This is a genomic window from Portibacter lacus, assembly GCF_021533215.1.
Classification (GTDB): Bacteria; Bacteroidota; Bacteroidia; order Chitinophagales; family Saprospiraceae; genus Portibacter; species Portibacter lacus.
Map to the genome: position 1 here is coordinate 576,212 of NZ_JAJNKA010000003.1, position 13,426 is coordinate 589,637.

Below are 13,426 nucleotides of genomic sequence, written 5' to 3' on the forward strand. Positions count from 1 at the left end.
CAACATGCCGAATCCATTTTCAAAGAGCGAATCCCTGTTTGCAGCATCTAAAAAGTATATTCCAGGCGGTGTTAATTCACCAGTGAGAGCCTTTAAATCTGTCGGCGGAACACCCGTTTTCATTGACAAAGCTAAAGGTGCATACCTCTATGATGTAGATGGGAATTCATATGTGGACCTCATCAATTCTTGGGGACCGATGATTCTGGGGCATGCACATCCTGAAGTGATCGAGGCTGTAACACAGCAAATAAAGAAGTCTTTCACTTATGGAACACCGACTAGCTTGGAATTAGACATGGCTAAGCTAATGTGCGATATCGTGCCGGGCTTGGAAATGGTTAGAATGGTTAATTCAGGTACGGAAGCTTGCATGAGTGCAGTTCGACTTGCCAGAGGTTATACTGGTAAAAAGAAGATCGTCAAGTTCGCAGGCTGTTATCATGGACATCATGATAGCTTTCTCGTAGAAGCAGGAAGTGGTGCCTTAACACTAGGAAGCCCGAATTCGCCTGGTGTACCGGAAGAAACAGCAGCGAACACTTTGATCGCTGAATACAATGACTTAGCGTCGGTTCAGGCTTTATTTAGCAAACATGATGACATCGCATGTGTAATCTTGGAGCCTGTTGCAGGGAATATGGGATGCATTCTTCCTAAGGATGGTTTCCTTCATGAACTGAAGGCATTGTGCCATAAAAATGGAGCGTTATTTATCATGGATGAAGTGATGACCGGATTCAGATTAGCACCTGGAGGAGCACAAGAATATTTCGATATTCAAGCTGACATCATCTGCTTTGGAAAAATAATAGGAGGAGGTATGCCTGTAGGTGCTTTCGGAGGTAGAAAGGAAATATTTGAACATTTAGCACCTCTTGGTCCGGTATATCAAGCGGGTACACTCAGCGGCAACCCTGTTGCAATGACGGCTGGAATCACAACATTGACCATTCTAAAAAACACACCAAGTATCTACACGGAGTTAACGGAAACCGTAAAGAATCTACACCAGTCTCTCGGTGAAATATTGAGCGAAAAAGGCATTGCTCATCATATCAATTCCATTGGTTCAATGATAAGTATTTTTTATACTGATCGAGAAGTGCATAGTTATGGAGATGCTAAGACAACCGATACTGAGTTATTTGGTAGACTTTTCCACCACGGATTAAAGTCGGGAATTTATCTACCGCCGAGTAACTATGAATCTTGGTTTCTAGGAAAAGATATTAAGGACAAAGAAGTTGAGAAAATTTTAGAAACCTTTAAGACTTTCTAATTCTAAAGAGTCCATCTGGTTTCGCAATTCGCAGGTCATATATATTATGATTTTTAATAATATATATTTGGTATTATTCCTCTTTTATTGAATATTTGCAGCTGATAAGGAAATAAAAAAGTATTTTTATGGCCTAGGAATTATTAAAGTTGAATGTCATTTAGTTTCAGCAGCCTATTGGTAAACCATTTGTAATTAAAAAAGCATAACCAATTTAGACCTGACTTTGACATGTTAAGCCACAATTTAAAATGCCGAAATTATTTTCAGTATTACTGATACTCTTGCCTATATTTTTGTTCGCAAATGAAATTCCTCACAGGGTTTTACTAGCAGATCGCACGAATATTGACATAAAAATCGATGGTTCCTTAGATGAGGAAGCATGGACTAAAGCCAATATAGCGGATAAGTTCACTACCTTAAATCCTAAGCCAGGTCTTCCTGCAAATTTCGAGACTCAAGTAAGAATTCTCTACAATGATAACTCCTTGTACATCGGTGCCTTACTGATTGATCCTGAGCCGGATCAAATCATGAGACAATTATGCGAGAGAGATGGAAGCACCAATGCCAGTTCTTTCGAAATAATGATCGATGCCTACCAGTCGGGAATCAATGGATTCGGTTTCAAAGTTTCCGCTGCAGGAGTTCAACGAGACTATTTATTAACTCCTGAAGGCTCGGATAGCAACTGGGACGCTGTATGGAATTCCAGTGTTAAGATCACGGAATTTGGTTGGGTAGTTGAAATGGAAATACCTTATTCTGCGCTAAGGTTTCCGAAGGCTGATGTACAGAAATGGGGCATTAACTTTAGCCGTGAAGTTCGAAGAACTAGAGAAACCAGTTATTGGAATGAAATCGACCCGACTATCGAGGGAATTCTAACTCAAGCTGGCGTTCTAGAAGGTATTCAAAATATAAAAACGCCGGTAAGGCTTATGGTGACGCCATATCTTTCCTTCGGTGGAAGTACCAACTTAAAGCAAGAAGGTTCTTTAAGCACAGGAATCAGTGGTGGAATGGACTTGAAATATGGTATAAATGACGCATTTACGTTAGATATGACCCTCATTCCTGATTTCTCTCAAGTGAAATTCGATGAACAAGTACTAAACCTTACACCTTTCGAGGTCCAATTCGATGAGAATCGTGCATTTTTCACTGAAGGAACAGAACTTTTCCAAAAAGCGAATCTCTTTTACTCTCGTAGAATCGGAGGGGCACCGCATAACAGCAAACGAATATTTGATAAAGAAAAGGAAGGAAACCGAATTACTCGGTATAATAATATCACTCAATTATTAAATGCCACTAAAATATCGGGTCGATTGCAATCGGGATTAGGAATCGGTGTATTTAATGCTGTGGTATCCGAAAGCACGGCAGATTATGTCACACAGAATGGAGAAACACAAAGTGTTCAAGTTAATCCATTGACCAATTACAATGTCCTTGTAGCTGATCAAAATTTAAAAAACAACTCTTTCATTTCGTTGATTAACACGAATGTACTCCGGTTCGGAGATGATTATGACGCGAATGTAACAGGAACCGAGTTTGACTTCAGAACTAAAAATCAGAAATACAGTTTCGCTGGTTCTTCAGCCTTAAGTCAGAAATACTATTCAGAATATACTGATCTAGGTTATACTTACAGTCTAACGGCTGGTAAAATTAGAGGTCGTTATAATTACGAGTTAAGCTATAAGGAAGAGAGTCCTAATTATGATATAAATGATTTCGGATTTCTACTAAGTCCGAATGAGCGGACGGTTTCTTTACGAGGATCGTATAATAATTACAATGCGAGGCCTAAAAATATAGACACTTACAAACTAACCCTTTCCAGTTTATATTCAAGGTTAGTTGCTCCGAATGTTTTTACAGATTTCTCAGTTACCTTAAATACTTTCTTGAGAACGAGCGATTTCACAGGTGCAGGTGCAACCCTTCGCTTAGAACCAGTTGTGACCTACGATTATTTCGAACCAAGAACACGAGATTATTCTCAGTATTATGCTTTTCCTACCAACTGGTATTTTAATTCATTCGTCAGTACCAATTACAACAAGCCAATTGCGCTTGATGCTAATATCAATGTAAGATCATGGAACGAAGAGAATCGAAATCTGGTTTCTTTCGAAATAGAACCAAGATGGCGGGTGAATAACAAAATAAGCTTGGACTGGAGCTATGGATGGTCACTGAACAAAAATGATGTGGGCTTTGTCGCTAATTCATATGATGTACCAGGTGTAGAAAACCCAGTTATTTTCGGAAAAAGAGACCGGAAGACGGTGGTAAATCAGTTCACTACGAAAATTCTTTTCAATGAGAACATGTACATTAATCTAATTGGTCGACATTATTGGTCGAAAGTACATTATAACAGCTACCATCTTCTAGGGTCAAAAGGTGAACTTATCGAAACATCTATCGATGATATTGCTGATGATGGTCGTAAAAAGTACGATGTTAATTTCAACTTGCTCAATATGGACCTCGTCTACAGTTGGCGATTTGCTCCCGGAAGTGATTTGATTTTCGTCGTGAAGAACTTTGCGAATAACGGAGCGGAAATAAGAAACTTAAGACCTAGTTATTCTAAGAGTGTTCAGTCAGTGTACGAATACAACAATAATTTCTCTATGAATATTAAAGTTTTATACTTCATAGATTACTTTAAAACTGCACAGAAATTTAATTCTTAGAAACCTTATCTGCGATTTCCATCCATTCCATTTCTAAGTCTTCGATCTCCGACATTAATATTCCCATTTCTTTAGATAGTTCCGACATCTTATCTGAACTTAGTGAAGAATCTGAAAACTTTTCGGTGATCTCGTCCTTTCTCTTTTCATTCTTAGCAAGCAACTTCTCTATCTCATCCATCCTGTGCTTGTCTTTGTAGGATAGCTTTTTTTGATTGTCAATGTTTTTCTGAGGTGCAGGAGCAGGTTCTACTTCTACAACTTTCTTCTTCTCAGTAGATTTATCAGGGAAGAACTCTTTTTCTCTCAATTTGAATTCAGAATAGTTACCATTAAAATCTTTAATAATGCCACCTGGTCGTAAAATGAATATGTGATCTACAATTTTATCCATAAAATAACGATCATGCGATATGATCAACAGACAACCCGTGAAAGATCGTAGATACTCTTCTAACACATTTAGGGTAACAATGTCCAAGTCATTCGTAGGCTCATCCAGAATTAAGAAATTCGGATTCTGCATCAGAACCGTCAGCAAGTAAAGCCTTCTCTTCTCTCCACCTGAAAGTTGTGAATAATAGACTTGCTGCTGATCTCTACTAAAAAGGAATTTCTCTAGTAAAGATGTTGCGGTCAATTTCATTCCTTTTTCAAGTGGAATATATTCCGCAATATTCCTTACCACATCGATCACTCTTTGATCTTCCGAAAGTTCTAGACCGTCCTGGGCAAATATACCAAACTTAACCGTTTCACCTACTACAACCTTTCCTTCGTCCGGTTGAATCTGCTGTGTTAACAATTTAATAAAACTTGACTTCCCTACTCCATTCGGTCCGACGACGCCAATCTTTTCACCCTTCTTGAATTTATAATAAAAGTCATTCAAAACTTTCAAATCTCCGAAAGATTTATGAACGTAATATGCTTCTAAAATTTTACTTCCTAGACGTTCTGATTGGATAACGAATTCAACTTCATCTTGCGTTATATTCTGATGCGCTTTTTCTTTGATTTCATCGAACTTATCAACTCTTGATTTCGCTTTCGTTCCACGAGCTTTGGGTTGTCTTCTAATCCAGTTTAACTCTTTAGAATACAGCTTCTTCATCTTCGCAAGATTCGCTTGCTCTGTCATCTGGATACTTGCTTTCTTTTCTAAGTATTCAGAATAGTTTCCTTTAAATGAGGCTAGCTTTCTTTCATCTAGGTCAATGATAATGTTACAAACTCTCTCTAGAAAATACCTATCGTGTGTTACCATAAACACTGTCAGATTAGGCTGTTGCAGAAATTCTTCTAACCACTCAATCATCTCTAGGTCCAAGTGATTCGTAGGCTCATCCAGAATTAAAAAGTCTGGATTGCTTATTAATACTTTAGCAAGAGAAAGTCTTTTCTTCTGACCACCAGAAAGGTGCTTCACTTTCTGATCAAGGTTAAGAATCTTTAACTTTCCCAGAATTTCTTTCACCTTCGCTTCTATGTCCCACGCCTTAAGATCTTCTATTTTAGTGATGGCATCTTGAATAGCTTCTTGATCCTTAGCCAGCATTGCTTTTTCATATAACTGAATGGCCTTAATCTGAGGGCTGTCACTATTCAGCGCTTCATCTAGAACACTTAATTCATCGAGAAGCTGAGATTCTTGTGTCAAATAAGCAATATTGATATCCTTCTTGAATAAGATTTTTGCCTGCTCACCTTCTACCGATTCTTCTCCATTAAGAATCTTGAGAAGTGTTGATTTCCCTGTACCATTCTTAGCAACAAGGGCAATTTTATCTCCTTCGTTAATGGATAAGTTCAGATCTTTAAAGAGTGTTTTCTCTCCAAAAGTCTTCGAAGCATTTTCTATAGTAAGGTAATTCATAATTCAATTTCGACCCGCTAAAGTAACGCTAATGCAGTAAACTATGATAACAATTGTTAAAGAGAACAAATTATTTAAAAGTTAACCGAATAATTCTGCATTAATATTCATTATTGCTATGTATTAAAACGGCATTATATCCCGAATAAGTGAACCTAAAAATTGACAATTATCAAAATAAATCCATTCTAGAGTAAATTTAATTAAAAACACAACACTACTCATAACAATCTAATTACCTGACTATTACGTCTATTAAACAACCCAACAAATAACTGTTTAAAGAAAAAATTGACCTTCAAAATAAAAAAATTATTAAAAACGTTTTGACATATCGGTAATTGTAGATACGTTTGTGTTATGGATTTGAAATTAGTGACTGAAATTAGCAAGTGTTTAGCAAATCAAACACGTATTGAAATTTTAGAATGGTTAAAGAATCCGGCGGAAAATTTTCCTCCACACACAAGCATTGACCACTATGATGATGGTGTCTGTGCGACTTATATTTATGAAAAATCTGGGCTTTCTCAATCGACGATTTCCAACTATCTTACCAATATGGAAAAATGTGGATTATTAGTATTAACGAGACATGGTAAGTGGTCATATTTTAAGAGAAACCAAGAGGTCATAAATGAGTATACTGAGTTTTTAAAATAGTTTTTTTTTACACAACATATCGATATATACAAATTTGACGATTTGAGATGGAAATATTTTTTAATGTAATCGGTTGGTTAGGATCTGGGCTTGTCATTACAGCTTATGCGCTAACATTGAAAAGTGAGAAATTTATTAAAGTTGGAAGGTATTTTAATTTAATAGGAGGAGTTCTAATCGCCTCTAATTGTTATTATTTCAATGCCATTCCACCATTTGTGTCGAACCTAATATGGGCCATCATTGCAACGTTCACCATTTTTAAATCGCGGAAAGAAGGAAAAATTATTTCAAATATATAAGAAAATTAAAGTTTTTTTCTGAGGAAAAAGCAAACTAGATTTTCTACTTTCCACAGCTTATTTGTCGGCATCTTACTAAATAGTATTAATTATTTAAGCAATCTTAGGGCTAGAAATAAATAGGGCTATGTAAATTATCACCTATCATCAATCAGTAAAGCCAAAAAAGAACAAAATGATTAAATTATTACGATTCGATTCGCTAGAAAATCGGGAACCAACTTATGCTGAAGTAGAAGGATTAGACTTAGTAGTCATTAGATATGAAGAAAATGTTTCCGTTTTATATGGTCGATGTCTTCATAGAGGTGCACTGCTTTCAGATGGATATGTAAAGGGTGATAACTTAATATGTGGCCTGCATGACTGGGATTATCGGATCGATACTGGGGTAAGTGAATACAATAATGAGGAGGTACTAGAGAAATTTACCTCTGAGATAAAAGACGGTTTCGTCTGGGTAGATGAACAAGAAATAAAAGATTACTTGAAAGAATTTCCACAACCTTTCAATCGGGATGCATATCTAGGTCTATATGCGGATACTCATCCAGAAAACACAGAACCATATACCTCATATATCAAGGAGCTATCCAGAAATGGATTAAAGAATTACGGGCATCATGGCCCTTCAGCTTCTATGGGAGTGGACAGAAACACGCTTCCGAAATGGAATGATATTCAGATCCTCCCTGCTCAGTTAGCAACGCGACCTTTATTAGATGAAGAAGAGGTTTCTACTCAAGTGGTCATAGGCAAAAATGCTAAAAAACCTTTGATGATCGATATTCCACTTTTTGTTTCTGATATGAGTTTCGGGGCACTTTCTAAGGAAGCAAAAATAGCTTTATCCATGGGTGCAGAAATGTCAGGAACGGGAATATGCAGTGGTGAAGGTGGGATGTTACCTGAAGAACAAGCAAACAATTCCAAGTATTTCTATGAATTGGCATCTGGAAAATTTGGCTTTTCATGGGATAAAGTAATGAAGGCACAAGCTTTCCATTTCAAAGGTGGACAAGGTGCAAAGACTGGGACCGGAGGACATTTGCCTGGGAACAAAGTCACGAAAGAAATTGCTGAAGTAAGAGGATTACAGGAAGGAGAGACGGCCATTTCACCTGCTGCATTTCCTGACTTAAAAACGGTGGATGATTTCAAAAAAGTTGCGGAAGAAGTGAGAGCAAAAACAGGAGGAATTCCTGTCGGATTTAAGATTGCAGCGAGTCACATAGAAGCAGATATTGACTTTGCATTAGCGGTAGGAGTCGATTACATTATTCTTGATGGTCGAGGTGGAGGAACTGGTTCAGCACCGACGATTCTAAGAGATCATATCAATGTTCCTACTATCCCGGCGTTAGCGAGAGCGAGAAAGCATCTGGATAAAATAGGTGCAGACAACATCACACTTATAATCACTGGAGGCTTACGTGTTCCAGAAGATTTCGCTAAGGCGATGATGTTAGGTGCAGATGCTATTGCTGTTTCTAATTCTGCATTGCAAGCAATCGGATGTCTTGGCATGAGAGCTTGTGGTTCTAACAACTGCCCAGTCGGAATTGCCACTCAGAAAGAAGATCTTAGACAAAGGTTAATTATCGAAGCATCTGCTCAGCAATTGAAAAATTTCTTTGGCGCGGCCAATGATTTAATCAAGGTTGTAGCAAGAGCTTGTGGATATGATGATGTGTCTAAGTTTAATCATAATGATCTATCAACTTATAATTATGATATGCATCGATTAACAGGAATCATTTATGCTGGTATGGTTTAGCGATATAAAACTTCGCTGACATTTAGACCAGTAAGCCAAGTGAAGCTTTGCGCATTAGCAAGGACTACTGAGCTAAATGTTAATTACAAGGTAAGTTATGGGTTTCTATTTTCAAGTTTATAGTTAACCTCTAATTTCATGACCTGGCATTTTTAATTAGTATATGCGGATAGGATGAAAGTGTCAGGTTTTCCATTCTATTGTCCTACTTCAACTTATTATGGCTCTACGATCTTAGCATAAACCCAAGTTCATATATTCAAGTATTCATCCAAGTTATATTATTAGTCAATAAAAATTCTTTCTATGGAAGGTTAACACTTAAGCTTCCCTTCTATTCATAACATTGAGAGGCTGACTGGAGGTCAGACTCTCAATTATTCGGCCCTATTCTATTCCTCGTCCTGGTGTATATGGCGCTCCTGCTTTACCTAGTTGTTGCTCATACTCCTCAACTGCATCTAGAAAGGCACTTAAGTCAATTTTAAATTGATCTAGTGCTGACGCTGCGTACTTTAAACTTTGCTTATAAGTTTCCGTTGGTTCTTGTGTTGTATCCCAATGGCCTCCTTTAACTTTCCATACATACGACATAATTGAGGCCGTTGTAGACTCATTCATTCCACTCAAAACTCGATCTCCATATAAACGTGTTTGCAAAATTTTCATTTTCTCTTCCAATTCAGCAAGTCCAGCAAATAATACTTGTGAAGCTTTTGGAGTTTTTAATAATGCAGCTTTCATGTATCTAAAACTTTCGCCTGCTTCTCCTAAATTCCTCCCTGCTATAGAAGCTTGTCTCGCAAGCTCACTCGTTTTTAATTGGAATTCACCTATTGCTTTATAATCTACATTCGAATCATTGCCAGCAACAGACTTCACCTTAAATTCTTGTTTTTCACCCTGAGGCAACAATTCTCCATCGTAGTAAATAAACAATTGAGCACTATATTTCCCTGGGACCACTAACGGTCCTTGTGAAGTACCAGCCCATGGTGGCACAAAATCAGGTTTGGATAAATTGATCGGATCTAAAGCTGGATGTCTTAAGTCCCATGTGATTCTATTTAACCCTTTCTTTGCCTGCGCTTCTATCCAATTAATTGGATCCCCATTTTCATTACTTATCAGGAGCATTGCCTGAGGATTACTTTCACTAGATTCTTTTCTTAACTGATCCCAACCAGGAAAGGGAATACTTACTTCCTTCTTATTCAATTCCTTTTCCGCATCTTGCCTTTTTGATTTTGAAGTCTCTGGAACCGAGCTTAAATAGTAGGTTATCATTGCTCCAAAATCAGGATTATCAGCAACATAATTGCTACTACCCAAAGTCGGCATACCTTTCGCTTGTAATGGTGCATTCGGAATATACCACCAAGCATCTCTTATTGGGAATAATGCACTCTTTTCTTCATTAACCACTCGACTCATTTCTCTCAATGGCGAATAATCATCTAGTATATAAAATCCTCTCCCGAAAGTAGCCCCCACTAAATCATTGTCTCTAGTATGCAATTCGATATCACGAAAAGCTATCGTAGGAACACCATTTCCAAGTTTCAACCAATTCACTCCCATATTAGGCGAGAAGTATAACCCATATTCTGTTCCTATAAATAAAAGATTCTCATCGATATGATCTTGTCTAATCGCCCACACAATCGTACTTTTTGGCAAATCACCTACTATTGATTTCCAAGTCTTTCCACGATCCTTACTCATAAATAGGTAGGGCATAAAATCGCCAAACTTGTGTCCATCTGCTGCGACAAACACACCATTTCCATCATGAACAGATGCTTCTACATCATTGATAAATACTCTTTCAGGAACTTGCGGCAGGTTGCTGATATCCGTCCATGTACTACCATCATTTGCAGTGACCTGAACTTTCCCATCATCTGAACCCGTGTAAAGTAACCCTTCCACAAGAGGTGATTCTGAAATAGCCGTTAATGTCGAATACTTAGACATCGCTCCATTATCGTAAAGCGCATCGACACTCCATACCCGATCGATCGTTTCTAATTCATATCTATTCGTATTCGTTGTAAGATCTTTACTTATTGCAGTCCATGAATTTCCTCGATCTTCACTTTTCCACACCCGCTGAGAACCAAAATATATTCGCTGATGGTTATGCGGACTAACTTGAATAGGACTATCCCAATTCCATCTTTCTGGATCATCTCCAGGTGCTGGCTGCGGTTGAATATTTAAAACTTCATGGTTTCGTTTGTCATAACGATGCAATAAGCCTCCTTGAATCTCCATATAGGCAATATGATCATCTTCAGGATCAAAAGTAGAATCATAACCATCAGCGCCAAGCGGAACTAACCATTCTTGATTTCGTATTCCTTCTATATTCGTCGTTCTTGATGGCCCAATCAGTGTTCCTAAATCTTGAGCACCTCCAATAATGTTATAGAATGGCTCTGCATTATCCAATCCCAATTTATAAAATTGAGAAATAGGCATATTCGAAAAATGTCTCCACGATGTCCCCTCGTCAAAAGTTTCATAAAGTCCAGCATCTGAACCTGCAAGCAAATGATTACCGTCATTTGGATCTATCCATAATGCGTGATTATCACTATGTTTTTCTCGTCCAGTCCCTAAGTAGTCAAAATGCTTACCACCGTCTCTTGTTACATGAAAGAAAACGTCCATCTGATAAACGAGATCTTCATCTTCAGGTGAAGCTTCGATTTCCTGATAGTAATGTGGACCTGTACCTCCTGAAATATAGCTATTTTGCTTTTCCCAAGACTCGCCTTGATTGACTGATTTATAAAATCCTTTCTCTTTATCATTTGCTTCTATAGTAGCATAGACAAGATTCGAATTAGCAGGTGTTACAGCTAATCCAATTTTTCCTACATCACCTTGTGGTAATCCTGTTTTTATTTTCTTCCAAGTCTTTCCAGCATCCGTGGACTTAAATATTCCTGATTCGGGACCACCTGCTAATAGGGACCAAACTTGGCGTCTTCTTTGATAAGCAGCAACATACATTACTTCTGGATTAGCAGGATTAAATTCAACATCCGTTACCCCAGTGTTTTCATCTATATGTAAAACCAACTCCCACGTCTTTCCAGCGTTTATAGACTTATACAAACCTCTATTGCGGCCTGAAGCCCATAAAGGACCTTCTGCAGCAACAAATATGATGTCGCTATTTCTCGGATCGACAAGTATTTTTCCAATGTGCTCTGATTTATCGAGTCCCATATTGGTCCAAGTAGATCCACCATCCCCACTTCGATACACTCCATCACCCCAAGCTACATGACGACCACTTACATTTTCACCAGTTCCAACCCAGACCACCTCTGTATTATTTGGATCTATGGTAACTGTTCCAATCGAGTACGATCCTTCATTATCAAAAACAGGATCCCAAGTTGTGCCTCTATTCGTTGTTTTCCATAATCCTCCAGATCCAACAGCAACATACCAAGTATTCAAATTTTCTGGATGAACAGCAATATCAGCAATCCGTCCTCCCATCATGGCAGGTCCAATGCTTCTTAATTTCAGATTATTTACTGCCTTTTCTAGTTTTTCTTTTTGGTCAATTTGGGCAGTGGTAATAGAAATTGAGAATATGAAAAATGAAATTGTTGTGATGATTGCAGCAGTGAGTTGATTATTATACATAGTGGATACTTTTTTACCATTTTATTGTCAAATGGTTTTCTTGATTCTAAAGTAAATATTTTTTTAGAGAAAGAGATAGAAGTTTAAATTTAGCTTCTATCTATAGTTGGATCTAACCAATTCAAAATTGATATCATCACTGAAAGAAATAACATCACAAGTATCATTTGGATATTATCGCCTTCTGCTTTCCAATTATAAAATCAACCAATATTGCAGTAAGTTTCGCTGTTAATCCATCAACGTCAAACCTTGGATTTAATTCCGCTAAATCACATGATATCACCTTGCCAGACTGAAACAAAAATGATAATACTTCCTGAACAAAAAATGGACTAAATCCTAATGGAGATGGAGCACTTACTCCTGGTGCAACTGCAGAAGTAAAACCATCCAGATCGATAGAAATATATAGGTAATCATTTCGCTCTAAAAACGGAGAAAGTTTCGCTTTAACTTCTGCTAGCTTCTGTAAGACAGCATCATGATTTAAGATATAACCTACCCCTTTTTCATCTGCAATTTCAAATAATGATTTCGGGTTAGAAGATTTTTGGATGCCAATTACAAAGTATTCTGCGGATTCATACTTATCTAAAATTTGCTTAAACGGAGTTCCTGAATTCGGTTTCGACTCTATAGGTCTTAAGTCGAAATGTGCATCAAAATTGATAACTCCTATTTTATGTTTATCGCTATCTTTAATCGCATTATAGATTCCTTTGAAATGCCCATATGCAATATCGTGTCCACCTCCGATTGCAATAGGAAAAATCTTCTTTTGAATTAAGCTCGATGTAACCGCAGCAAAGGTATTCTGACAAACCTCTAAAGCTCCATTAACACAAGAAACATCTCCTGCATCTAATAATTTAATATCAGAATGATGAAATGCCAATTTTGACAACTTCGCTCGAAATGACTTAGGACCATCGAATGACCCTATCCTACCCTGATTTCTTCTAACACCTTCCTCACAAGCATAGCCGAGTAGTGCAATTTGATTTCCATCTGATTCAATGCTTTCATGCACATCAACAATTTCAATGGCTTGATAATAATATTGAATTCCATCCTCCTCCCTTGTGATTCTGCCCTTCCATTGACTTGGCTTAGTAACTTGATATTCTTTTCTCATAA

8 protein-coding genes are annotated in these 13,426 nt (G+C 37.5%); 5 read left to right on the forward strand and 3 right to left on the reverse strand.

What is annotated here, in order from left to right:
- Positions 1-4 precede the first annotated feature (4 nt).
- Together hemL and L2586_RS07490 are read left to right on the forward strand one after the other, a co-directional pair.
- Positions 5-1,282: a glutamate-1-semialdehyde 2,1-aminomutase gene (gene hemL / locus L2586_RS07485; RefSeq protein ID WP_235292243.1), complete on the forward strand. Its 1,278-nt coding sequence runs from the start codon at positions 5-7 to the stop codon at positions 1,280-1,282.
- A 251-nt stretch (positions 1,283-1,533) separates the two neighbouring features.
- The gene (locus L2586_RS07490; protein ID WP_235292244.1) at positions 1,534-3,999 is read left to right on the forward strand and encodes a DUF5916 domain-containing protein; all 2,466 of its coding nucleotides are present in this window, start codon (positions 1,534-1,536) and stop codon (positions 3,997-3,999) included.
- Here L2586_RS07490 and L2586_RS07495 read toward each other — a convergent pair.
- On the reverse strand, positions 3,989-5,875 hold the full coding sequence (locus L2586_RS07495; RefSeq protein ID WP_235292245.1) for an ABC-F family ATP-binding cassette domain-containing protein: 1,887 nt from the start codon (positions 5,873-5,875) through the stop codon (positions 3,989-3,991). The genes L2586_RS07490 and L2586_RS07495 overlap by 11 nt on opposite strands.
- A gap of 360 nt (positions 5,876-6,235) precedes the next feature.
- Between L2586_RS07495 and L2586_RS07500 the strand changes: the two genes are divergently transcribed.
- From L2586_RS07500 to L2586_RS07510, 3 genes are all read left to right on the forward strand, one after another.
- Positions 6,236-6,538, forward strand: coding sequence for an ArsR/SmtB family transcription factor (locus L2586_RS07500; protein ID WP_235292246.1), 303 nt, complete (start codon positions 6,236-6,238; stop codon positions 6,536-6,538).
- Between the two features lie 47 nt (positions 6,539-6,585).
- Entirely contained in the window at positions 6,586-6,840 is a 255-nt protein-coding gene (locus L2586_RS07505) for a hypothetical protein (RefSeq protein ID WP_235292247.1), read from the forward strand.
- Positions 6,841-7,015: 175 nt separating this feature from the next.
- The gene (locus L2586_RS07510) at positions 7,016-8,617 is read left to right on the forward strand and encodes a glutamate synthase-related protein (protein ID WP_235292248.1); all 1,602 of its coding nucleotides are present in this window, start codon (positions 7,016-7,018) and stop codon (positions 8,615-8,617) included.
- Between the two features lie 387 nt (positions 8,618-9,004).
- Here L2586_RS07510 and L2586_RS07515 read toward each other — a convergent pair whose 3' ends face one another.
- Both L2586_RS07515 and hutG read right to left on the reverse strand, forming a co-directional pair.
- Positions 9,005-12,286 carry a WD40/YVTN/BNR-like repeat-containing protein gene (locus L2586_RS07515; RefSeq protein ID WP_235292249.1) on the reverse strand — a complete coding sequence of 1,094 codons (3,282 nt, stop codon included), beginning with the start codon at positions 12,284-12,286 and terminating at the stop codon, positions 9,005-9,007.
- 163 nt (positions 12,287-12,449) lie between these two features.
- On the reverse strand, positions 12,450-13,424 hold the full coding sequence (hutG, locus tag L2586_RS07520) for a formimidoylglutamase (protein WP_235292250.1): 975 nt from the start codon (positions 13,422-13,424) through the stop codon (positions 12,450-12,452).
- Positions 13,425-13,426 lie beyond the last annotated feature (2 nt).

Excerpts from the sequence above, each read along its gene's own strand:
- hemL (WP_235292243.1), top strand. The coding sequence starts at position 5 with ATGCCGAATCCATTTTCAAAGAGCGAATCCCTGTTTGCAGCATCTAAA.
- L2586_RS07490 (WP_235292244.1), top strand. The coding sequence starts at position 1,534 with ATGCCGAAATTATTTTCAGTATTACTGATACTCTTGCCTATATTTTTG.
- L2586_RS07495 (WP_235292245.1), bottom strand. The coding sequence starts at position 5,875 with ATGAATTACCTTACTATAGAAAATGCTTCGAAGACTTTTGGAGAGAAA.
- L2586_RS07500 (WP_235292246.1), top strand. The coding sequence starts at position 6,236 with ATGGATTTGAAATTAGTGACTGAAATTAGCAAGTGTTTAGCAAATCAA.
- L2586_RS07505 (WP_235292247.1), top strand. The coding sequence starts at position 6,586 with ATGGAAATATTTTTTAATGTAATCGGTTGGTTAGGATCTGGGCTTGTC.
- L2586_RS07510 (WP_235292248.1), top strand. The coding sequence starts at position 7,016 with ATGATTAAATTATTACGATTCGATTCGCTAGAAAATCGGGAACCAACT.
- L2586_RS07515 (WP_235292249.1), bottom strand. The coding sequence starts at position 12,286 with ATGTATAATAATCAACTCACTGCTGCAATCATCACAACAATTTCATTT.
- hutG (WP_235292250.1), bottom strand. The coding sequence starts at position 13,424 with ATGAGAAAAGAATATCAAGTTACTAAGCCAAGTCAATGGAAGGGCAGA.